This is a genomic window from Paracoccus litorisediminis (assembly GCF_009711205.1).
Lineage (GTDB): Bacteria > Pseudomonadota > Alphaproteobacteria > Rhodobacterales > Rhodobacteraceae > Paracoccus > Paracoccus litorisediminis.
Map to the genome: position 1 here is coordinate 451,972 of NZ_WMIG01000001.1, position 23,530 is coordinate 475,501.

Genomic DNA, 23,530 nt, shown 5'->3' on the forward strand with positions numbered 1-23,530 from the left:
GTTGCATTCACCCTTCGCTAGTTTCCCTTGCGAAACAATGAATTGCCCTGCGCAACACCCATACGTTCGCCGCGCGCAACGGGGCGGAATCGCCCCCGCGACACCCGAATCTAGTTGCCCTGAACGGGGGAAATCTGCTGCCCGCGCTCGCGCTCGATGACCCGCCAGCGCGCGACATTCTCGTTATGCTCCTGCAGCGTGCGGGCAAAGGCATGTCCGCCCGTGCCATCGGCGACAAAGAACACGTATTCCGTTTCCTCGGGGTCCAGCGCCGCCTCGATCGAGGCCTTGCCCGGATTGGCGATCGGTCCCGGCGGCAGGCCCTGAATGACATAGGTGTTATAGGGCGTGCGCCGGCGCAGTTCCGATCCGCGCAGGCCACGATCCAGAACGCCCTCGCCCTTGGTGATGCCATAGATCACGGTGGGGTCGGTCTCCAGCCGCATGCCGCGGCCCAACCGGTTCACGAATACGCTGGCCACGACCCGGCGCTCGTCGGGAACGGCGGTTTCCTTCTCGATGATCGAGGCCATGGTCAGCGCTTCCTGCGGCGTCTTGTAGGGCACATCCGCCGCGCGCTTTTCCCATGCCGCGGCAAGGAAGTTCGACTGCCGCTTCTCCATTTCGGCGATCAGCTGCGCCCGGTCCGCGCCCTGCTGGATGTCATAGGTGTCGGGCGCAAGCGTGCCCTCGGCGGGAACCTTGGCGATATTGCCCGACATATAGGGCGCCTGCTTCAGCGCCTCGACGATCTGCCAGCTGGTCACGCCCTCGGCCACGGTGATTCGCAGACGCGAATCGGCGGCCTTTTCAGCGGCAGCGACCACTTCGGGGGCGGGTTCGGTGGCCGGGTTGTACTTCGCCTGCTCGGTCATCTGGCCCGTTGCCGGGTCCAGATCGCGCAGGATGACGGAATTCTCGCGCACGCCGACGCGCAACACCAGTTCAACCCCGCAGGTCGAAGCCCCGCCCGAGGACAGAAGATCGACCACCTGCTCCATGCTGGAACCGGGCGGAACCAGATGCGAGCCGTATTTCAGCCCGCGCGACTTGCCCAGATAATCCGTGCCCGCCCGGAAGATATAGCCATTCGAGACGACCCCCTGCTGAACCAGCTGGTCGCTGACCTCGGACAGACTCGCGCCCGGAGCGACACGCACGCATTGCGCCGTGGCGCTGGGTCCGGGGGCAAAATACTGATGCTTGGCCCAGGCAACCGCCGCCGCGATCGCGATCAGGATCACGATCAGCAGCGTCAGGAAGTTCGAAACGATATGGCGCCAGATCATTCCTTGACGCGCCCCATCACCAGGCTGGCATTGGTCCCGCCAAAGCCGAAGCTGTTGGACAGGATATAGTCCACCTTGCGGCGCACGGCAGCATTGGCGGCCAGATCGATCTTGGTTTCGCGGGCCGGATTGTCCAGGTTGATCGTCGGCGGGCAGATCTGGTCACGGATCGCCAGAATGCAGAAGATCGCCTCGACCGCGCCAGCTGCACCCAGCAGGTGACCGATCGACGACTTGGTCGAGGACATGACGACATTCCCCGCCGCATTGCCCAGCAGACGCTCAACCGCGCCCAGCTCGATCACGTCGGCCATGGTCGAAGTACCATGCGCGTTGATGTAATCCAGATCCGCCGCCGTGATCCCCGCGCGCTTCAACGCATTGGTCATGCTGCGGAAACCGCCATCGCCATCCTCGCTGGGGGCGGTGATGTGATAGGCGTCGCCCGACATGCCGTAACCCAGCACCTCGGCATAGATCTTGGCGCCGCGCGCTTTCGCGTGCTCGTATTCCTCAAGGACGACAACGCCCGCGCCTTCGCCCATGACGAAGCCGTCGCGGTCCTCGTCCCAGGGACGGCTGGCCGATTTGGGATCGTTCTCGCGCTTGGTGCTGAGCGCCTTGCAGGCGTTGAAGCCCGCCACGCCGATCTCGCAGATCGGGCTTTCCGCGCCGCCCGCGATCATCACGTCGGCATCGCCAAAGCCGATCAGCCGCGCTGCATCACCGATGGCATGCGCCCCGGTCGAGCAGGCGGTGACCACCGCGTGGTTCGGACCCTTGAAGCCGAAACGGATCGAGACCTGACCCGAGACAAGGTTGATCAGCGCGCCCGGAATGAAGAAGGGCGAAACCCGCTTCGGCCCGCGCTCCTTGATCAGCACCGCGGTTTCCGCGATCGAGGCCAGACCGCCGATCCCCGCGCCGATCATGACGCCGGTGCGTTCGAAATCCTCGGTGGTCTGCGGCTCCCAGCCGGAATCCTTCACCGCCTGCGTCGCGGCAGCCATGCCGTACAGGATGAAGTCATCGACCTTGCGACGGTCCTTCGGCTCCATCCACTCGTCCGGGTTGAACGTGCCGTCCGTGCCGTCGCCAAAGGGAATTTCGCAGGCATATTTGGTCGTAACATCTTTTGCATCGAACCGCGTAATGGGTCCGGCGCCGGATTCTCCCGCCAGAAGGCGCTTCCAGGTCTCCTCGACCCCCGAGGCCAGCGGCGTGACCATCCCAAGGCCGGTGACGACAACTCTGCGCATAGACGGCTCCTTAACCTTCTTATAATCGGTCAGGTTCTACACGTCGCGTGACCATGGCGCAACGTCATGGCAACCATGCCGCATTTCAGCGCGTTGCGCCTGCGAATTGGGCGCGCGTCCTTTTCCCCCAGTCGTCGCCCGGACGGCATTGAACAACCCCGAAAAGGGCCTATCATTTTCGGCAGGTCCTGCATGAGAAACCGAAAGGACGACGGATGACGACCCAGACCAAGGCCAGCGCAGAAGCCGCATTGGACGAAATCAGAACCGTGACCTCGGTGGTGCTGCCCGATCCCCATCCCGCCCCCCCGGCTCTGGCCCAGGCGCAGGGCACAACGGCCGAGGAAATCCGCAAGCGCATCTCGGAAATCGACCTGAAGGATACCAGCTCGATCGTGCATTTCGGGGCTCGCGCCCAGAATGAACTGCAGGAAATCAGCCAAGAGATGCTGGCCGATGTGAAGAACAAGGATATCGGCCCCGCCGGCGAATCCCTGCGCGACATCGTGACGACCATCCGCGGCTTTTCGGTCAGCGAACTTGACGTGCGCCGCGAGCGCAGCTGGTGGGAGCGCCTGACCGGCCGCGCCGCCCCCTTCGCCAAGTTCGTCGCCAACTATGAGGAAGTGCAGGGCCAGATCGACAAGATCACCGCCGATCTGGACAGCCACCAGCATCGGCTGCTCAAGGATATCCGCTCGCTCGACGTGCTTTATGACCGCACGCTGAACTTCTACGACGAACTGGCGCTTTACATCGCTGCCGGCGAAGAAAAGCTGGCCCTGATCGACAAGACCGACATTCCCGCCAAGGAAGCCGCGGTCGAGGCCGCCCCCGAGGAACAGAAGGTCATGGCCGCGCAGGAACTCCGCGACCTGCGCTCGGCCCGCGACGATCTGGAGCGCCGCGTCCATGACCTGAAGCTGACCCGGCAGGTGACGATGCAGTCCCTGCCCTCGATCCGGCTGGTGCAGGAAAACGACAAGTCGCTGATCACCAAGATCAATTCGACGCTGGTGAACACCGTGCCGCTGTGGGAAACCCAGCTGGCGCAGGCCGTCACCATCCGCCGCAGCGCCGAGGCCGCCCGCGCGGTCAAGGACGCCAACGACCTGACCAACGACCTGCTGATCGCCAACGCCAAGAATCTGCGTCAGGCCAATCAGGAAATCCGCACCCAGACCGAGCGCGGCGTCTTTGACATCGAATCCATCCGCGACGCCAATGCCGAGCTGATCGCCACCATCGAGGACAGCCTGCGCATCGCCGACGAAGGCAAGGCCCGCCGCGCCGCCGCCGAAGAAGAGCTGACCCATATGGAAGGCGAACTCCGCCGGACGCTTGCCGCGGCCAGTGCCACGCAGCGCCCGACCCAGCCACAGACCGGCACCGCATCGGGGTAATCGTGACAAGACAGGCCAATACGGATTTCATCACCTCTTCCTTGGCATCGCGAACCGCTCTGGCCTGCATGGCGGTCGCATTCCTGTCCTCCTGCGTCGAGACGCCACCCGCGCCGCCGCCCGAACCGCCCATCAGCGCCGAGGCGCCAAAGCGGCGCCCCGACCGCCCGGTTGCGGATCAGGCCGCGTTGCGAGAGGCGCGCGCCCAAAAGGCCCGCGCCACCAATGTCGCGGCCAGCGTCGCCGCCGACAGCCCGGCCAGTCGCAACATGCGCGACTACCTCAAGGGGGTCGAGGAAACGCTGCTGTCGCGCGGATTGCTGCGTACCGATGACGGCTCGGACATCCAGTTGACGCCGGAACGTCTGACCGACGATTTCGTGCTGATCGCGCTGTATGATGAATATACCCGCGACGGCGAAAGGCTGATTTCGCGCGCGACGCCCGCCCCTCTGCGCCGCTGGGCGCAACCGGTGCGCCTGCGTATCGAATTCGGCGACTCGGTGTCTTCGGCCCAGCGCGCCCGCGACCGCTCGGATATCTCAAGCTACGCCGCGCGCCTGCAGGCCGCGACCGGCCACAGCGTCAGCTTGGGCGCGGATACCGGCAATGTCACCGTCCTGATCCTGAACGAGGACGAGCGCCGCGCCATCGGCCCCCGTCTTGCCGCGCTGGTGCCCGGCATTCCCGACAGCGACGTGGCCGCGTTGTCGAACCTTGCGCCGCAGAATTACTGCACGGTCTTCGCCTATTCGCGCGGCGACATGACCACCTATGATCAGGCGGTGGTGCTGATCCGCTCGGAAACCCCGCCACGCCTGCGCCGTTCCTGCATCCATGAGGAAGTCGCGCAGGGGCTGGGCCTTGCCAATGACAGCCGCTTGGTCCGCCCCTCGCTTTTCAACGATGATGAGGAATTCGCCTATCTGACCCATCATGACGAATTGCTGCTCAAGATCCTCTACGACCCCCGCCTGCGCCCCGGCATGACCGAGGCCGAGGCCCGACCCATCGTCCTTGAAATCGCGCGCAAGCTGTTGGCGACCAGCACGTGACAACTTGCCGCGCAACCGCAGGGCCTTGACGCGAGTTTGGGCCAAGGCACTATCGGACCGGCAGACATCCGGTTCACCGCAGCAGCGTGAAAGGCTTGGTCAATGAGTATCCTCGATATCTTCGGCGGCGAGTTCATCGACATCATCGAATGGACCGACGATACGCGCGACACTATGGTCTATCGCTTCCCGACCGTGGGCAAGGCGATCAAATACGGCGCGAAAATCACCGTGCGCGAAGGACAGGCCGCAGTCTTCATCCATGAAGGCCAATTGGCGGATGTCTTCGGCCCCGGCCTTTACATGCTGGAAACCAACAACCTGCCGATCCTGACCCGGCTGCAGCACTGGGACCACGGCTTCCGCAGCCCGTTCAAGTCGGAAATCTATTACGTCAACACCACCCGCTTCAACGACCTGAAATGGGGCACCAAGAACCCGGTGATTGCCCGCGATCCCGAATTCGGCCCGGTGCGCCTGCGCGCCTTTGGCACCTATTCCATGCGCGTCACCGATCCCGGCAAGTTCATGCTGGAAATCGTCGGCACTGACGGCGAATTCACCAAGGACGAGATCACCTTCCAGCTGCGCAATATCATCGTGCAGGAATTCTCGCGCATGATCGCGGGCTCGGGCATCCCGGTCCTCGACATGGCCGCCAATACCGACCAGTTCGGCAAGCTGGTGGCCAAGGCGATCAGCCCGACCGTGGCAGAATACGGCCTGACCATCCCCGAGTTCTATATCGAGAACATCAGCCTGCCCGATGAGGTGGAAAAGATGCTCGACAAGCGCACCTCGATGGGGATCGTCGGCGATCTGAACCGCTTCGGCCAATACGCGGCCTCCGAGGCGATGCTGAACGCCTCGAACCAACCCGGCGGCATGGGCGCGGGGCTTGGCGCGGGTCTGGGTGCTGGCATGGGTGCGGCTATGGCCGGCGTCGGTCGCGGCCCTTGGGGTGTCGCCCCGCAGCAAGCCGCGCCGCAGACCCCGCCGCCGCTGCATCCCGAAACCGTTTGGCATATCGCCGTGGACGGTCAGGCCGATGGCCCTTACGGTCGCGCCCATCTGGGACGGCTGGTCCGCGAGGGGAAATTCACCCGCGACACCATGGTCTGGACGCCGGGACAGGACGGCTGGAAATCCGCCGATGATGTCGCGGAACTCGCGCAGCTTTTCACCGTCTCGCCGCCGCCCCCACCGCCGCCGCTGCCCAAGCAGGACGGCTGAGCGCGCCTGAATGCCGACCCCTCCGTCAGAATACCGCTATCCCTGCGAGAATTGCGGCGCGAGCCTTGAATTCTCGCCCGGCCAGCAGCGCCTGACCTGCCCCTATTGCGGGCATGAACAGGATATCGGCCCCGGCCCCGCCCGCGCGCCCAGCCGTCAGGTGCGCGGCGGCGTCGAGGCCGATCAGATCATCCTGCGCGACCCCGCCACGGGCCGCGCCCTGCAATGGGATGCCAGCCACAAGGCCCCCCAGTTGCAGGAATTGCCGCTGGAACACGGGCTGCGAATCGACCGCGACAGCGACCTGACCCAGACCGTCCGCACCCTGTCCTGCCCGAATTGCGGCGCAAAGCTGGAGGTCACTTCCGACAGCCACGCCTCAAGCTGCCCCTTCTGCGCCACGGCGGTGGTGACCGATACCGGCACGACGCGGCTGCTGAAACCGCAAGGCGTGCTGCCCTTTATCATTACCGAGGATCAGGCCAAATCCGCGCTGGAAAGCTGGATGAAAGGCCTTTGGTTCGCCCCCTCGGGGCTGACCGCCTATGCCCGACGCGGGCGCCGGATGACCGGGGTCTATTCCCCCTTCTGGACCTTCGACGCGGACACCCGCTCGGCCTATTCCGGTGCGCGCGGCGATTGGTATTACGAAACCGTCTGGGTCACCGAGGAGATCAATGGCCGCAGGCAGCAGGTCGCGCGTCAGGTCCGCCGGACCCGCTGGACGCCGGTCTCGGGTCAGGTCGCGCGCAACTTCAACGATGTGCTGGTGCTGGCGGCCAGTTCGTTGCCGCGCCGCATCACCGATGCTTTGACCCCTTGGGATCTGTCGCATCTGCAAACCTACCAGCCCGAATATCTCGCGGGTTTCACCGCCGAGGGCTACACCATCCCCCTCGCCTCGGGGCATGAGATCGGGCGGCAGGAAATGGCGGGCGTGATCGTCATGGATGTGCGCCGCGCCATCGGCGGCAATGAACAGCAGGTCGCGCAGATCCGCACCGCCCATGCCGATGAGACCTTCAAGCATATCCTGCTGCCGATCTGGACGGCCGCCTATCGCTATAACGGCAAAAGCTACCGCTTCGTCGTCAACGGCCAGTCGGGACGGGTGCAGGGCGAGCGGCCCTATTCGGTCTGGAAGATCGCCTTCGCCGTGCTTTTGGCCCTTGCCCTGCTGATGGGCCTGCTGTGGCTGAACGAGCAGGGCGGTTATGTGCAGATCGGCGGATCAAGCTATCAGGTCGATCTTAACAGCGGCACGAGTTACCGCTATCACCCTCCATGACCGCATGAAACGCGGCATGGAATGGGAGGACAGGCATGATCCTGTGTGCAGGCGAATCGCTGATCGACATGGTCCCCGAGGGCGCGGGCTTCCGCCCTCTGCCCGGCGGCGCGGTCTATAATACCGCAATCGCCCTAGGCCGGATCGGTGCCCCGACCGCCTATCTGTGGCCGATTTCGCGCGATCCGTTCGGCGAACTGCTGCTGCGCCCGCTGGCCGATGCCGCGGTCGACACCACGCTTTGTCCCCGCTCCGACCGGCTGACCACCTTGGCCTTCGTCACCCTGATCGGCGGAGAGGCGCGCTATTCCTTCTATGACGAGGGCTCGGCGGGCCGGATGCTTGCCCCGGCTGACCTTCCGCAAATCCCAGATGAGATTTCGGCGCTGTTCATCGGCGGTATCAGCCTTGTCCCCGATCCCTGTGGTGCCGCTGTCGAGGAACTGGCCATCCGGCTGAAAAACCGCGTCCCGGTGATGCTCGACCCGAATATCCGTCCCTTCTTCATCACAGATGCCGACCGCTACCGCGCCCGTCTGGACCGGCTGATCAGCATGGCCGATATCGTCAAACTTTCGGCCGATGACCTCGAATGGCTGATGCCGGGCGTCAGCTTTGAACAGGCCGCAGCCGACCTTCTGGCCCGCGGCGTCACACTGGTCCTGCAAACTGGCGGCGCCGCAGGCGCCCGCGCATATTGGGCAGGTGAGCCGGTCAATGCCCCCGCCACCCGCGTCGAGGTCGCCGATACGATCGGTGCGGGCGACACGTTCAACGCAGGCGTCCTCGCCTCGCTTCAGTCCGATGGCGCGCTTAGCCGCGAGGGGCTGGCCAAACTTTCGCCCCAGACCCTGCTCAGCGCCCTGACCAATGGCACCCGCGCCGCCGCGATCACCGTTTCCCGCCCCGGAGCAAACCCGCCCTGGGCGCATGAACTGGCCGCACTCCCGGCCTGAAACGAACAGGGGCCGCGCCCATCCGGCGCGACCCCATCTTTCTTCGTTTTTCAAATACCCCAGCAACGACGCCACAACATCACCAGCGCCGCAGGTCAAAGCGCCTCGTATTGCGCCTTCTGCCGAGCGGTCCAGCTGACACTCACAGCCACGCCATCCTCACCGATATCCTCGGATTGCACGATGCCCTGACGATGCAGCCATGCTCGCCGCCGCCCATCCGAATGGGCCAGTTGCAGCGTGACCAGCTCGCGCGGCTCGTCCAACGTCTCGGCCAGCTTGTCCTCGACCAGGGCCAGCAATTCCTCCAGCCCCTCGCCGGTCAGCGCGCTGATCGCTTGCGCACCTTCGGTGCGGGAATCGGCGCGCTGCAAGGCCTCGCGGGTTTCGGTAGGCAGGACGTCGATCTTGTTCCAGACCTCGATCTGCGCCACGTCCTCCTCGACGCCAAGGCTGCCAAGGATATCGGCCACGTCGCCCGCCTGCTCGGTGGTTTCGGGATGGCTGATGTCGCGGACATGCAGGATCAGGTCGGCGGCCAGCACCTCCTCCAGCGTGGCGCGGAAGGCTGCGACCAGTTCATGCGGAAGGTCGCTGATGAACCCCACCGTATCCGAGAGGATCACCTTGCGCCCGCCGGGCAGCGACATTTGCCGCATGGTCGGGTCCAGCGTCGCGAAAAGCTGGTCCTTGGCCAGAACCTCGGCCCCGGTCAGGCGATTGAACAGCGTGGATTTCCCGGCGTTGGTGTATCCCACCAGCGCGACGATCGGATAGGGCACCTTGGCGCGCGCCTTGCGGTGCAACTCGCGGGTCTTGACCACACGCTCAAGCTGGCGACGCAGGCGGATCACCTGCTCATCAATGGCGCGGCGGTCGGCCTCGATCTGGGTTTCACCCGGACCGCCGACAAAACCCAATCCGCCCCGCTGACGCTCAAGGTGGGTCCAGGCGCGAACCAGCCGCGTCCGCTGATAGGCCAGCGCCGCCAGTTCCACCTGCAACACGCCCTCGCGCGTATGCGCCCGGTCGGCAAAGATCTCAAGGATCAGGCCGGTCCGGTCGAGGATCTTGACGCCCCATTCCTTTTCCAGATTGCGCTGCTGGACCGGCGTCACCGGCCCGTCGATCAGCACCAGCTCGGCTCCCTCACCCTCGGCCGCGGCCTTGATGTGTTCGCCAATCTCCTGCCGCTTTCCTTTCGAAAACAGCATGCCGGCGTCGGGGTTGCGCAGTTTCGCAACCTCGGCCCCGGCCATGTCGATGGCAGGCAGCGCATGGGCAAGTGCCACGGCTTCTTCAAGCGCCAACTCGGGCGAGCGGCGCGTCCGCGAATTCCCCAGATCCGGGTGGATCACATAGGCTCGTGTGGGGCGTTCGCGGGTCTCGGTCGGATCTGCCAATCAGTCCTCACCATCGTAAAGGCTGATCGGCTGTCCCGGCATGATGGTCGAGATCGCATGCTTGTAAACCAGCTGCGACTGGCCGTCGCGGCGCAGCAGCACGCAGAAATTGTCGAACCAGGTGATCACACCCTGCAGCTTGACGCCGTTGATAAGGAAGATCGTGACCGGCACCTTGCCCTTGCGGACATGGTTCAGAAACGCGTCCTGGAGATTCTGTTTGTCGCCGGCCATTCCATGCACCTTGTTCTTATCGATGTTTTTCAAGAATTAGGCGAGGCTTGCGGGGCATGCAAGCACAGCTTGGACCATCTGCCCCGTGGCGTTGCATGAACGCCATGCAAGCTATTTTCGCCAGTATTCCGGCGAAAGCAATGCCAGCAATGCCAGCGTCTCGATCCGGCCCAGAATCATCGCCCCGGCAAGCACTGCCTTGGTCATGCCGGGCAGCCCGGCCCAGCCCTCCCACGGTGCCCCGGCGATCCCGGCCGAGCCCTGAAAGGTCGGCGTCAGCGGAATCACCCCGGCCAGCGGGCCGGTATTCGTCAGCGAGGCCACCGACAGCATGATCGCGCTGTCGAACTCGATCTGCTGCAGCGAAATCAGCAGCACGATCGCCGCCAGCGAACAGGCGAACAGCATGAAGAAGATGAAGGCCAGATAGGCCCCCTCGCGCCGCAGCCGCCGCGCCATCAGCCCACCCCCACCCACCGAAGCCGGGTGGACGATCTTTTCCAGCTCGCGTTCGCTATGGCGGGCCAGCGCATAGACCCGCAGCAGCTTGACGCCGCCAGCCGTGGTGGCAACGCCCCCGCCCATCACCGCCAGCCCCGCCAGCATCAGCCCCGGAGAGCTGATCCCCGACCAGTTCCGCGCGCCCTGCCATTCTACCGAGTTCCAGCCCGTCGTCGTCAGGTAGCTCAGCCCGTTGAAAATCCCGCCCCAAGCGGCCGAAACCGCGCTGTCGAGCGTATCAAACAAACCCCGCGCCCCGGTCGGCGACACCCCGATCGCGCCGATGAAATGGCGCAGGAACAGCATGGCCGCGACCAGCAGCACCACCCCCGCCGCCAGCCGCAATTCGGGATCGCCCAGCCAACTGTCCGAGGTCTTCAGCTCGCCGCCACCCGGCCAGAAACGCCGCGACAATGCCGGGATCAGGAACAGGAAAATGACCATTTCCCCCGCCACGCCACTGGATTGCGCCGCCGGCCCATTGATCGGGCTGATACCGCTGGTCGACAGCGTTCCCATCGCCCGCGTCAGTGCCAGAAAGCCGCTTTCGCCCAGGATCAGCAACAGGGTCCACATCGCCAGCGTCAGCCCGGCATAAACCGGAAATGCCTCGCGAAAGGCGCGCATCGCCCGGCTGGCCGGATCAGCCATTCCCCTCCGCAGGCTGGATTCGGTCATATAAGGCATGACCGCCCCGCCCTGCTTGTCGGAACGCGGCAACCGTTCGAACCGCTCGCTGCGGCCATAGGGCGAGGCGAGGATCTCGAAGCCCCCGACCCGCAGCGGCGCCAGCAAGGCCACGGCGGCGACCAACATGAACAGCCCGCCCATCCAGCCGACCAGCGAACGCCACAGATGCAACGGCGCGGGCAACAGCTCGGCCGCGTAAAGGGTCGCGCCCGTAGTGGTCAGGCAGGAAATCATCTCCCACCAGGCGTTGAAGAAGCCGGTATCGGGCAGGCCCAGCAGGAACGGCACCGCCATCATTGCGGGCAGCAGCGTCAGCGCCCCCAGCATGGTCAGCAGCACACTGCGCGGCCGCGAGCGCTGCGGATCGCCCGCCGTGGCAATGCCCAGCAGCGCCGACAGCACCAGAAACACCGCGCCGCTGCTCATGAAGGCCGAGCCCAGATCGTGCTGGTTCAACACATGGGCATAGCCGCCGGGCAACATCATCGCCAGCGACACGATCCCCGCCAGGATCACCAGAAGTGGCAGGCGGACCAGAAAACCCATCACGCGGCCTCAGAAGAAGTCGATCGAGACCTGCAACAGGCGCTCGACCTCGGGGACGTCCTTGGCAAGGGCAAAGATGATGATGATATTGCCCTCTTCGATGCGCAGATCGCCGGTGGGCTTGACCACCTTGTCGCCCTTCAGCACCGCGCCCAGAAGCGCGCCTTCGGGAAACTCGATGTCCCGGATCGGACGTCCGGCCATGGGCGAGGTCGACAGCACCTGCGCCTCGATCACCTCGGCTTCGGCATCGCCGATCGAATAGATGTCGCGCACCCGACCATGACGGATATGGCGCAGGATCGTCGACACCGTGCTGGCGCGCGGATTGATGAAGGCATCAATATCCAGCGTGTCCATCATCGACATCAGCGTCGGATCATTCACCAGAGATATCGCCAGTTTCGCCCCCGCCTGCTTGGCGCGGACGGCGGCAAGGATATTGGTCTTATCGTCATCGGTGACGGCCAAAACCGCATCGGCGCGCGGCACGGCCGCCTCCTCCAGCAGTTCCGCCGCCAGCCCGTCGCCATTCAGCACGATGGTCCGGTTCAGCGCATCGGCAGCATCCTCCGCGCGGGCGCGGTCACGCTCGATCACCTTGACGCGGACGCGCTCGGGACTGGCCTCAAGCGCCTGCGCCACAGCCAGCCCGACATTGCCCGCACCGATGATAACGACGCTTTCCTGCCGGGCCGAGGGCTTGCCAAAGATTTCCAGCGTGCGCGGGACATCCTGACTAAGGGTAAAGACATAGATCTGGTCGCCCTCGAACAGCTGATCGCCCGGCTCGGGCGCAAACAGCTTGCCGCCCCGCCGCACGCCCGCAACGATAGCGCTGAGACTGGAAAACATCTCGGTCAACTGGCGCAAAGGCGTGTTCAGGACCGGGCTGTCAGGGTCGAGCGAGATCCCCAACAGATGCAGCCGCCCGTTCAGGAAGGTCTCAGCATCGAAGGTCGAGGGCGCGGACAGGCGCTGCAAGGCGGCCCGTGCCACCTCGCGCTCGGGGCTGATCACCACGTCGATCGGCAGGTGATCGGTGCGGTAAAGATCGGAATAGATCGCATCCAGATAGGCGCTGGACCGCAACCGCGCGATCTTGCGCGGCACCTGAAAGACCGAATGCGCGACCTGGCAGGTGACCATGTTCACTTCATCCGAATAGGTCGCGGCGATGATCAGGTCGGCATCCCGCGCCCCGGCCCGGTCCAGCACATCGGGATGGCTGGCAAAGCCGGTGACGCCCTGCACATCCAGCGCGTCGGTGGCGCGGCGGATCAGCTCGGCATTGGTGTCGATGATGGTGACATCATTGCGTTCGCCGGCAAGGTGGCGCGCGATATGCCAGCCGACCTGCCCTGCCCCGCAAATGATGATTTTCATCGCCGCCTCATGGATGTTTACGCCGCACCGGCGATCCTACCCCGCCGGTCCCTTTGCGGATACAGCAAAAAACACCCGTCGCAAATCCCACGACCCGGGCCGCAGCGCCACGCCTGCCCACCATGTCGCGATGGGTATTTAAGAACGAAGAAAGCCACTGGGCGCGTCGCCGCGGATCCCGAACCGGTGAAATTCGGGCGCGAGCCTGCGAACTCTTCGTTTCACAAATACCCATGCTGCGCGTGCCACCCGCGCAGCATGGCAATTCGGGCGTTACTTGCCCATCAGCTCTTCTTCGACCCGGACGCCGCCGACGACACCCAGCGACTTCAATTTGCGATGCAGGGCCGAGCGCTCCATGCCAACAAATTGCGCGGTGCGGCTGATATTGCCGCCGAAGCGGTTGATCTGCGCCAGCAGGTATTCGCGCTCGAACAGCTCGCGCGCCTCGCGCAGCGCTAGGCTGGTGATCTGGGGGCCAAGCGCCAAGGCCTCACCGGAACCATCCATCGCGCCCTGGCTTTCCAATTCCGAGGGCTGGATCGGTCCGGTGCCATCGCCAAGGATCAGGACACGTTCGATCACGTTGCGCAATTGCCGGATATTGCCCGGCCAGGACATCGATTGCAGGGCGGCCACGGTTTCCTCGGGCAGCCCGCGCTGGGGCAGGCCCTGGGTCGCGTGGAACTGCTCGATGAAATAGCTGGCCAGATGGTGGATATCGTCGCGACGTTCTGCCAGCGAAGGGATGGCAACCGGCACGACGTTCAGGCGGTCGTAAAGTTCCTGTCGGAAGCGGCCGGTGGCGATCTCGACCGCCAGATCGCGATTGGTCGAGGAGATCACCCGCAGATCCACACGCACCTTGTCGGTGCCGCCTGCGCGCTGGAACTGCTGTTCGGTCAGGACGCGCAGGATCTTGGTCTGCGTGCCCAAGGGCATGTCGGCGACCTCGTCGAAATAGATCACCCCGCCATGGGCCTGCTCCAGAAGCCCGGTCTCGATGCCGCGTTCGCTGGTTTCGCGCCCGAACAGGACTTCCTCCATGCGGTCGGGCTCGATCGTGGCGCAGGGCACCGCGATAAAGGGCGAACGGCCGCGCGGGCTATGGGCGTGGATGTAGCGCGCGGACATTTCCTTGCCCGCACCCGGTTCGCCCGTCAGCATCACCCGGCCGTTCGACTTCGAGACCTTGTCCAGCTGTTCGCGCAAGCGTCGGAACGCCGCCGAATTGCCCAGCATCTCGGCGGCGCGGGCCTCGCCGCGGCGCAGGGTCGAGTTCTCGCGGCGCAGGCGCGAGGTTTCCATCGCGCGCCGGATCACCACCAGAAGCTGGTCGATGTTGAAGGGCTTTTCGATGAAGTCGTAGGCCCCCTGCTTGATCGCGGCGACCGCGATCTCGATATTGCCATGCCCCGAGATGATCACCACGGGCACGTCAGGATTGTTGCGCTTGACCTGCTTGAGGATATCGATCCCGTCCATCTTGCTGTCCTTCAGCCAGATATCGAGGATCATCAGCGCAGGTTCGGCGACATTGATCTCGGCCACGGCCTGGTCGGAATTGGCGGCCAGTCGTGTCGAGTAACCCTCATCCCGCAGGATGTCCGAGATCAATTCGCGAATGTCTTTTTCGTCGTCAACGATGAGGATGTCGGTCATTTCACGTGGTCCTGCTCTAGTTTCTGGCGCCGCGCCGTCAGGCGCACGGGCTGTCTTTCGCGAGGCAGGCGGATCTGGGCCATCGCGCCGCGCTGTCCCGGCGCGTCGGTCAGGGTCAGTTGTCCGCCGTGTTCCTCGACGATTTTTTTGACGATGGGCAGGCCCAGCCCGGTGCCGCCCTGTTTCATGGTCACGTAGGGTTCGAACAGTCTGGAACGGTCCTCGGGCAGACCGGGGCCGTTGTCGATGATCCGGATCGTCACCGCATCCGGCGCGGTTTTCAGCTCGACCCGCACTTCCGGGGTCCAGCCTTCGGGCGGGGCAGAGCGCAGTTCATCCAGCGCCTCGCCCGCGTTTTTCAGCAGATTGGTAAAGACCTGCCGCATCATGCCCGCATCGGCATCGACAATCACCGGCTCATCCGGGATGTCCGAGACCAGCGCGCCCTGCAACGCATCGCGCTGCATCAGCTCGCTGTCGCGCAGCAGCCTTGCGATATCGGTTTCCTTGCGGTCGGGTTCGGGCATGCGGGCAAAGCGCGAAAACTCGTCCACGATCCGGCGCAGGTCATTGGTCTGGCGGATGATGACTTCGGTATATTGCTCAAGCGCCTCGCGTTCGTCGCCGGCGATGGGGCCGAACTTGCGTTTCAGACGCTCGGCCGACAGCTGGATCGGGGTCAGCGGGTTCTTGATCTCATGCGCGACGCGGCGGGCGACATCGCCCCATGCCGCCATCCGCTGTGCCGAGACCAGATCGGTCACGTCATCCAGCGCGACCACGTAACCTTCCAGCCCGCCCGCCGCACCGCGCCGGATCGCCATGCGCACCAACAGGCTTTCGACGCGACCCTCGCGGTTCAGGCGGATCTCGTCCTGCACGGATTCATTGACCGACTGCCCCAACCGGTCGAAAAGCTGCGCAAACTCCGGCACGGCGTCCCACAGCAAGCGGTCATGCGCCAGGTTCGGGTCCAGCCCCAGAAGCCGGGTGGCGGAACGGTTGAAGAAGTCGATCTCTCCGGCCGCATCCAGCCCGATCACGCCCGCCGTGACCGAGGACAGCACAGAATCGAACAACCGGCGCTGGTCGTCGGCAAGACGGTAGCTTTCCACCAGTTCCTCGCGCTGGGTCTTCAGCTGGCGGGTCATCCGGTTGAAGCTTTCGCCTAGCGTCTGGATTTCGTCGCCGGTATCGGCCTCGGGGATCTGCAGGTCCAGATTGCCCTTGCCGACCTGTTCGGAAGCCTCGGCCAGTCGCCCGATCGGCCGAGAAAGGCGATCGGCAAACCACAGGCCCAGCCACATCGCCGCCGCGACCAGCAACAGCGCAAAACCCAGATAAAGCAGCGAAAATTCCAGCAGCACCCGGCCGCGTTCCTGTTCCAGCCGCTGATATTCGCCGACGCTTTGGCGGGTATCGTCCAGCAGTCCCAGCAGCTTGCCATCGACATCGCGGGTCACATACAGGTAGCGGTCGGCCAAGGGCACCAGCGGCACCAGCGCACGGAATTCGTCATTCTGCCAGTCCTGGATCAGCACCAGCCCCTGACTTTGCGCCTGATCGAACTGCGTCTGCGAGGGCTGCTCATACCAGAACTGATAGCTGCGCTCGCCGCGCGCGCGGATCGTGCCGCGCCCGTCGATGACATAGGCCTCGCGCAATCCGCGCTGGATCAGCGCCTGCCCCTGCCCCAGCAGCAGCCGCAATTCGCCATCGTCCAGCATCGGGTTCTGGCGTGCCGCCTGCACCAGCGCCCCGGCCAGCAGCTTGGCGTCGCTGGTCAGATCGCGGCGGTGTTCCTCCTGATAGGCTTCGGCAGCCGACAGTGAACTGGTCACCACTTGCTGCACCCGGTTCGAGAACCAGCCCTCAAGCCCGATATTGACCGTCAGACCCGCAAACAGCGCGACCAGAACCGTTGGCACAAGGGCGATGGTGGCAAAGACGCCGACCAGCCGCAGATGCAGGCGTGATCCCACCGCCGATCGCCGCCGCGCCGCGACAATCGCGGTCATGCGGGCAACGACCATGCCGATCAGGACAATCAGGTAGATCAGGTCGGCCAGCAGCACCAGCCGCAGCAGGGTGCTACCCGACTCGACCCCGGCCAATGGCCCCATGACGACAAAGGTCAACCCGGCCAGAAGCGGCCCCAGGACCGCCAGACCCAGCGTTGCCACGTTTCGAACGCGACGCATCCGCCGCAAACGCACGACGCGTTCCCATGTACCCCTGGACAGCGTTCCCGCCAACTCGCCCGCCCTCATGGTTTCGCCACTGTTCCGTGGCGTTCCTGTGGCCGCTGCGAGACTCTCGTACGGCCATCTGTGGCCGTTTTACATCAGCTTGCGGCGTCGTGTCACCTCGATATTCAGATCAGTCAGCTTCTTGCGCAGGGTATTGCGATTGATGCCAAGCAGATCGGCACATCTCAGCTGATTGCCGCCTGTCGCGTCCAGCGCGATTTCCAGCAAGGGCTTTTCAATTTCCCGGAGAATCCGGTCATATAGGCCGGGCGGAGGCAGCTGGTCGCCATGCAGATCGAAATAGCGCTGCAGGTGCATTTCGACCGATTGCGACAGGCGCGCATTCGCCGGCTCAGCCATGGCCGTGACCGGGGCGGCGCTTGGCGCGGTGGCATTGGGCACCGCGACAGGGCGTGGCGGCGCTGCCGCAGTCGTGGCCGCAGGTGCGCCCAAGGTCACTGATTCGGACAGGGCGGCACGGGCCTCGGCCTCGGCGATCTCGGCCCCGGCGGCGGTCAGGGCCAGACGGCGCATCAGGTTTTCCAACTCGCGCACGTTGCCGGGGAAAGGATAGGAACGGATCAGCGCCGTCGCCCCTTCGGACAGGCTGCGCTGTGGCAGGCCCTGTGCCGCGGCGCGGGCCAGCAGGTGACGGGCCAGCGGCGGGATGTCGTCGACGCGCGAGCGCAGCGGCGGCACGGTGATCGTCACCCCGGCCAGCCGGTAGTACAGATCCGCCCTCAGCCGTCCGCCCGCGACGTCGGATTGCGGATCGGCCCCGGTGGTAGAGACCAGCCGCGGCATCTGGTTGCGACCGGGGCCGACCTCCCAAGCCTCGATCAGCCCGATCAACCGGGCCTGCGCGGCGGAGCCAAAGCCCGAAGGGTCCTCGATCAGCAGGGTGCCGCCATTGGCGCGCTCGGCGGCGCGGTGGATGGCTTCCTCGGACAGATCGGCCGAAGTCAGCACCGCCAGCCCGGCCTCGCGGCGGTCAGACAGGTCGTGGAAGGACCGCGCGATCACGGTCTTGCCGACGCCCGCCTCCCCCGCGATCATCACCGGCAGATCGGCATTCAGCACGCGCGCGACCATGCGGAACAGGTTCTGCATGGCGGGCGCATGACCGATCAGCGGCAAGGTCGGGTCGGTGGTGTTTTCCGGCGAGGGGATGCCGACCGGGGCCGGTTCCGATTTGCGCGCCCGGCGCGACAGCGCCTGCCCGGCCCGCACCATCAGATCGGGCAGATCGAAGGGCTTGGGCAGGTAGTCAAAGGCCGCCGCCTCGGTCGCGCGGATCGCGGTCACGATGGTGTTCTGGGCCGAGATCACAATCACCGGCAGGTCGGGCCGCGCCTTGCGGATCGCGGGGATCATGTCGATGCCATTGCCGTCGGGCATCATCACATCGGTGATGACCAGATCGCCCCGGCCTTCCTCGACCCAGCGCAGCAGCTGCGCCAGCGAGCCGGTGGCATGGACGCGGCAACCGGCTCGGGTCAATGCCTGGGTCAAAACGGTGCGGATGGTGCGGTCGTCATCTGCGATCAGAACGGTTCCGTCCATGGATTACCTCAGGCTTTGGGAAGTGAAATGCGGAAAATCGTGCGGCCGGGGCGGGATTCGACTGCGATCCATGCGCCGTGGTCGGTAATGATCTTGGAAACCAGCGCCAGCCCAAGGCCGGTGCCGTTCTCGCGCCCCGAGACGAAGGGCTCAAACACCTGATCGGCGATGGCTTCCGGAATGCCGGGGCCGTCATCCTCGATCTCGATCTGCAGGGGCAGGCTGCGGCCATGCGGCTCGGCCTCGGTCGGGGCCATGCGCAAGGTGCCGTCATAGGAGCTGCGCATGCGGATGGTCCCGGTCTCGCGCCCGGTCCGCTTGATCGCTTCGGCGGCGTTCTTGACCAGATTCAGGCAGACCTGCACCAGCTGGTCGTTATCGGCCAGCGCGGGCGGCAGCGACGGGTCGTAATCCGGCACGATCCGCAGCCCCTTGCCAAAGCCCACGGCGGCCGAGCGGCGCACCCGCTCCAGCACGTCATGAATGTTCACCTCGGTCAGTTTCGGGGCCGAGGTGTCGCCAAAGCGTTCCACCTGATCCAGCAATTCGACGATGCGACGCGATTCCGCGACGATCAGGTCGGCTAGGTCGCGATCCTCGGGGGCAAGGTTCATCCCGATCAGCTGCGCCGCGCCGCGAATGCCGGCCAGCGGGTTCTTGATCTCATGCGCCAGCATCTCGGACATGCCGATGGCCGAGCGCGCGGCCGAGCGCACCGCCCGCCCCTGCCCCAACCGGGTCGAGCTTTCGCTGGGCGCCATCATGAAGACGACGCCGCCCGCCGGGCTGGGCACCGGCCCCGCATAGATGGTGGCGATGCGTTCGACATGGCCACCCAGCCGGTCGCCGATCTCGAACCGCACCGAGGAGCGGTTCAGCGCGTCATGCCCCTCGCGCATCTTGTCGAGGATGTCGGACATCGGCGGCACGATCCGCAGCCGCTTGAGCATGTCCGGGCCTTCAAGGTGATGCCCCAGCGCCGAACGACGCGAGACGTTCAGAAAGGACTCTGCCAGATCGTTCAGCGCGGCGATCCGGCCTTGCGCATCGACGATCACGGCGGGCATCGGCAGCGCCGACCAGTTCGGACCGACATCGGCAGGGATGAAGCCGGGGATCGGCTCATCGTCGGGCACGACCGGGGCGCGGGATTTCATGAAGGATACTCCGAAGGAGGATCGGTCTGCTCGGCCCCGGCAAAGCCCGCGCGGATCGCCGCCAGCGCCGCCTCGGGCGTGGGGGCGCGCAGAAGCTCGGCGCGGTTTTCCGCGCCATTGGCCTCGGCATACCAACCCAGATGCTTGCGGGCGACGCGCAGCCCCAGTTCCGCGCCGTAAAGCGACAGGATGTCGAGGTAATGTTCGCTGATCGCATCGGCCAGCGCCGCGCCCTGCGGGATCACCGGCGCCGGCGTGCCCCATAGCTCATGCGCGATCTGCGCCAGCTTCCACGGCGCACCCTGCGCCCCGCGCCCGACCATGACCGCATCCGCGCCGGACTGCTCCAGCGCCGCGCGGGCGCTGGCCGCGTCCACCACATCGCCATTGGCGACCAGCGGCGGACGATCGGAAAGGTTCGCGACCTTGCGAATACGGCTCCAATCGGCATGGCCGGTATAGAATTGCGCGCGGGTGCGGCCATGCACCGTCAGCATGCGGACGCCCGCCGCGCTGGCGCGGGCGGCAAGTTCAGGGGCGTTGATGCAATCCTCGTCCCAACCCAGCCGCATCTTCAGCGTCACCGGCAGGTCGGGGACCGCGCCAACCACCGCTTCGACCAGCTCCAGCGCGTGATCCAGATCGCGCATCAAGGCGGCGCCGGACAGACCGCCCGTCACCTTCTTGGCCGGGCAGCCCATATTGATGTCGATGATCCGCGCGCCCATGCCCGCCACGATCCGGGCGGTTTCGGCCATCGCTCCCGCCTCGCGCCCGGCAATCTGGACGGAAACCGGCAAGGTGCCCTCGGTCATGGCCTTGGCGCGCACCGCCATCCGGGTCGAGGGACGCGGCGTCACCATCTCGGTCGAGGCGACCATTTCGCTGACCATCAGCCCGGCCCCGCCATGGCGCGCGACGGCGCGACGGAAGGGCAGATCGGTGATCCCGGCCATCGGCGCCAGAAAGACCGGCGGGCCAAGTCGCGTATCGCCAAGGATGATGGGTTCGGGCAGACTCATGGGAAACTCGTATGACGGGGCGCGCAGATGCGAAAGAATGGGGCGGTTGCCTTTTCGGCGGGCGGTTCACGCCACGCGAAGTTTGCTCAAGAAACAGGCTTGATGACCGAATATAGGGCAGAGGCGGTTTCGTCAAATGTCGCACTCCTCCCCAAGCTTGGTCGCAGCGCCACTGGAACGATGCCCCTGCCGGGTTTAAGTGTGAGATCCAGTAACAAGGGTATCACGCATGTTCCTGTCGGTCTTCGACATCTTCAAGATCGGGGTCGGCCCGTCCTCCTCGCACACCATGGGGCCGATGGTTGCGGGCGGACGCTTCCTTGAGGCGCTGCGCGCACAGCCATTCCGCGCCCATGGCCTGCGCGCCAGCCTGCATGGCAGTCTGGCCTTTACCGGCAAGGGCCATGCGACCGACCGCGCCACCATCCTTGGACTGGCGGGATTTCTTCCCGAAACGCTGGATGCCGAAGCCGCCGAAGCCGCGCTGGTCCTGAACCGCGAAACCCGCGTGCTCTCGCCCGCCGGGCTGGGCGATCTGGCCTTTGATCCCGAACGCGACCTGATCTTCGATTTCGACCGCGCTTTGCCGGGGCATGCCAATGGCATGGTGCTGATGGCCACGGACGCGCAGGGCGACGTGATCTCTCGCGAGGTTTATTACTCGATAGGCGGTGGATTTGTCCTGACCGAGGCCGAATTGGCTGCGAAAGGCGACGATACCCGCAGCGACGATGCGCCGCGCGTGCCATGGCCCTTTGCCACCGCCGCCGAGATGCTGGATATGGCCGAAAAATCAGGCAAATCCATCGCCACTCTCAAGCGCGAGAATGAACGCACCCACCGCAGCGATGCCCAGATTTCAGCCGGAATTTCCCGGATCTGGCAGGTGATGCGCGACTGCATGGATCGCGGACTTGCCACCGGCGGCACCCTGCCCGGCGGGCTGTCGATCCGCCGCCGCGCCAGTGCGATCCATGACGCGCTGAAGGCCGAGGCCGGTCTGAACATGAAGGCGCCCCATGTCATCAACGACTGGATGTCGATCTATGCCATGGCCGTGAATGAGGAAAACGCCGCCGGTGGGCAAGTCGTCACCGCGCCGACGAATGGCGCGGCGGGCGTCGTCCCGGCAGTGATCCGCTATTGGCTGGACCATGTGCCCGGCGCCTCGGAACGGCAACTGGACGAGTTCATGCTGACCGCATCCGCGATCGGCGGGCTGATCAAGCACAATGCCTCGATTTCGGGGGCGGAATGCGGTTGTCAGGCCGAGGTCGGCTCGGCCAGCGCCATGGCGGCGGCGGGCCTGTGCGCGGTGCTGGGGGGCAGTCCCGAGCAGGTCGAGAACGCCGCCGAAATCGCGCTGGAGCATCATCTGGGCATGACCTGCGATCCGGTGCGCGGGCTGGTGCAGGTGCCCTGCATCGAACGGAACGGTCTGGGCGCGATCAAGGCGGTCTCGGCGGCCAGCCTTGCGCTGCGTGGCGACGGCAAGCATTTCGTGCCGCTCGACGCCGCGATCGAGACCATGCGCCAGACCGGGCAGGACATGAGCGAGAAGTACAAGGAGACCTCTTTGGGCGGTCTGGCCGTCAACGTCCCGAACTGCTGAGGCAAAAAGCGCGCAAAACTTCGCTGAGACCGGGTCGTGAAGGCCCGGTCCGGCGCTGGACGCTTGCCGAAAGCGGGGGGTTCCTGTAGCGATTATGCAAAGCAAAACTCCAAGGAACCGGGACAGAGCAGATGAAATTCCGTTCGGCTTTTGCCGTACTGGCGATGACGGTGGCCGTGACCGCATGTGGCGAGCTGCCTTTCCAGGACAAGACGCCCCCCGCTGAACCCACCGCGCCGACCCCCGCAGCCCCGCCTGCGGTGTCACCGATCGACTCGCCGATCGAAGTCGGAGCCGAGGGCACGCCCCGCGCCACCGCCGAGTCGAGCACGATGGCGACCAAGATGTTCCGCGCCTCGGGTTCGGGCTGGACGGTGACCGCCGCGGGCGAGCGCGCCGTCTATGAACGCCCCGGCGCGAAATCGACCGCCGTGAGCGTGCGCCGCATGTCCTACAACCGCGGCGTCGAATTCATCGGCACGATGAACGGTTCGGTCTTCGCGCTGAACATTCAGGCCGCCGAATGCAAAACCGGCGAAGGCAGCACGCCCTTTACCGCCAAGCTGCGCGTCGGCACCCAGCGCATGACCGGCTGCGCCACCGCGACCGACACCATGCCCAAGGCGCAGGTGACCGCCTCCGCCGCGAAGCCGAAGCCGAAATCGACCGCGAAGCCCAAGCCCGCCGCGAAACCGGCTGAACCTGCCGTGACCCCGGCAGCCGCCACCCCGGCCGTGACGACGCCCGCGACCCCCGCCGTGACCGAGACGACCCCGGCGACCAGCACCGCGCCGGCCCCGGCCACGACGACGCCTGCACCGGCCGCGACCCCGGCCCCGGCAGTGACGCCCGCCGCGACGCCCGAACCGGCCGCGACGACCCCGGCGCCTGCGACCGAACCGGCCGCGCCCGCGTCCGGCAGCACCACTGGCGTTCCTGCGCCCCAGCTGATCCTGCCGCCGACGCCTCCGGCGGCAAGCCAGTAAGTCAGCCTCCGGCCCGTACGATGTCGCATCGTGCGG

The 23,530-nt window shown here is 65.4% G+C and carries 18 protein-coding genes; 7 read left to right on the top strand and 11 right to left on the bottom strand.

The window, feature by feature from the left end; genetic code table 11:
- Positions 1-110: 110 nt before the first annotated feature.
- Complete coding sequence (gene mltG / locus GL300_RS02335; RefSeq protein WP_155037952.1) at positions 111-1,289, bottom strand: endolytic transglycosylase MltG; 1,179 nt, start codon at positions 1,287-1,289, stop codon at positions 111-113.
- Positions 1,286-2,548, bottom strand: a complete 1,263-nt coding sequence (gene fabF / locus GL300_RS02340; protein ID WP_155037953.1) for a beta-ketoacyl-ACP synthase II — start codon at positions 2,546-2,548, stop codon at positions 1,286-1,288. The genes mltG and fabF overlap by 4 nt, the downstream gene beginning before the upstream one ends.
- A 215-nt stretch (positions 2,549-2,763) precedes the next feature.
- Between fabF and GL300_RS02345 the strand changes: the two genes are divergently transcribed.
- From GL300_RS02345 to GL300_RS02365, 5 genes are all read left to right on the top strand, one after another.
- Entirely contained in the window at positions 2,764-3,951 is a 1,188-nt protein-coding gene (locus GL300_RS02345) for a toxic anion resistance protein (protein ID WP_155037954.1), read from the top strand.
- Between the two features lie 41 nt (positions 3,952-3,992).
- Positions 3,993-5,006, top strand: coding sequence for a DUF2927 domain-containing protein (locus GL300_RS02350; protein ID WP_246195061.1), 1,014 nt, complete (start codon positions 3,993-3,995; stop codon positions 5,004-5,006).
- A gap of 102 nt (positions 5,007-5,108) precedes the next feature.
- Positions 5,109-6,239, top strand: coding sequence for an SPFH domain-containing protein (locus tag GL300_RS02355; protein WP_155037955.1), 1,131 nt, complete (start codon positions 5,109-5,111; stop codon positions 6,237-6,239).
- Positions 6,240-6,249: 10 nt separating this feature from the next.
- A complete protein-coding gene (locus GL300_RS02360) occupies positions 6,250-7,527 on the top strand; it encodes a TFIIB-type zinc ribbon-containing protein (protein ID WP_155037956.1) in 1,278 nt (425 codons plus the stop codon).
- Between the two features lie 35 nt (positions 7,528-7,562).
- Positions 7,563-8,483, top strand: coding sequence for a carbohydrate kinase family protein (locus GL300_RS02365; RefSeq protein ID WP_155037957.1), 921 nt, complete (start codon positions 7,563-7,565; stop codon positions 8,481-8,483).
- 95 nt (positions 8,484-8,578) lie between these two features.
- On the opposite strand, the gene hflX is transcribed toward GL300_RS02365, so the two are convergent.
- The 9 genes from hflX to dusB form a co-directional block, all read right to left on the bottom strand.
- Positions 8,579-9,886: a GTPase HflX gene (gene hflX / locus GL300_RS02370; RefSeq protein ID WP_155037958.1), complete on the bottom strand. Its 1,308-nt coding sequence runs from the start codon at positions 9,884-9,886 to the stop codon at positions 8,579-8,581.
- A complete protein-coding gene (hfq, locus tag GL300_RS02375; protein ID WP_017999735.1) occupies positions 9,887-10,120 on the bottom strand; it encodes an RNA chaperone Hfq in 234 nt (77 codons plus the stop codon).
- A 111-nt stretch (positions 10,121-10,231) separates the two neighbouring features.
- Positions 10,232-11,857: a TrkH family potassium uptake protein gene (locus GL300_RS02380; RefSeq protein ID WP_155037959.1), complete on the bottom strand. Its 1,626-nt coding sequence runs from the start codon at positions 11,855-11,857 to the stop codon at positions 10,232-10,234.
- Between the two features lie 9 nt (positions 11,858-11,866).
- The gene (gene trkA, locus GL300_RS02385) at positions 11,867-13,243 is read right to left on the bottom strand and encodes a Trk system potassium transporter TrkA (protein WP_155037960.1); all 1,377 of its coding nucleotides are present in this window, start codon (positions 13,241-13,243) and stop codon (positions 11,867-11,869) included.
- A 273-nt stretch (positions 13,244-13,516) separates the two neighbouring features.
- Positions 13,517-14,905, bottom strand: a complete 1,389-nt coding sequence (gene ntrX, locus GL300_RS02390; protein WP_155037961.1) for a nitrogen assimilation response regulator NtrX — start codon at positions 14,903-14,905, stop codon at positions 13,517-13,519.
- Positions 14,902-17,106 carry a sensor histidine kinase NtrY-like gene (locus tag GL300_RS02395; RefSeq protein ID WP_225612020.1) on the bottom strand — a complete coding sequence of 735 codons (2,205 nt, stop codon included), beginning with the start codon at positions 17,104-17,106 and terminating at the stop codon, positions 14,902-14,904. Before GL300_RS02395 ends, ntrX begins: the two co-directional genes overlap by 4 nt.
- A gap of 138 nt (positions 17,107-17,244) precedes the next feature.
- Entirely contained in the window at positions 17,245-18,717 is a 1,473-nt protein-coding gene (locus GL300_RS02400) for a response regulator (RefSeq protein WP_155037963.1), read from the bottom strand.
- A gap of 8 nt (positions 18,718-18,725) precedes the next feature.
- On the bottom strand, positions 18,726-19,874 hold the full coding sequence (locus GL300_RS02405; RefSeq protein ID WP_155037964.1) for a two-component system sensor histidine kinase NtrB: 1,149 nt from the start codon (positions 19,872-19,874) through the stop codon (positions 18,726-18,728).
- Positions 19,871-20,896, bottom strand: a complete 1,026-nt coding sequence (gene dusB / locus GL300_RS02410; RefSeq protein WP_155037965.1) for a tRNA dihydrouridine synthase DusB — start codon at positions 20,894-20,896, stop codon at positions 19,871-19,873. Before dusB ends, GL300_RS02405 begins: the two co-directional genes overlap by 4 nt.
- 229 nt (positions 20,897-21,125) lie before the next feature.
- On the opposite strand from dusB, the gene GL300_RS02415 reads away from it, so the two are divergent.
- Both GL300_RS02415 and GL300_RS02420 read left to right on the top strand, forming a co-directional pair.
- Positions 21,126-22,508, top strand: a complete 1,383-nt coding sequence (locus GL300_RS02415) for an L-serine ammonia-lyase (protein WP_155037966.1) — start codon at positions 21,126-21,128, stop codon at positions 22,506-22,508.
- A 131-nt stretch (positions 22,509-22,639) separates the two neighbouring features.
- Positions 22,640-23,494, top strand: coding sequence for a hypothetical protein (locus GL300_RS02420; RefSeq protein WP_155037967.1), 855 nt, complete (start codon positions 22,640-22,642; stop codon positions 23,492-23,494).
- Positions 23,495-23,530 lie beyond the last annotated feature (36 nt).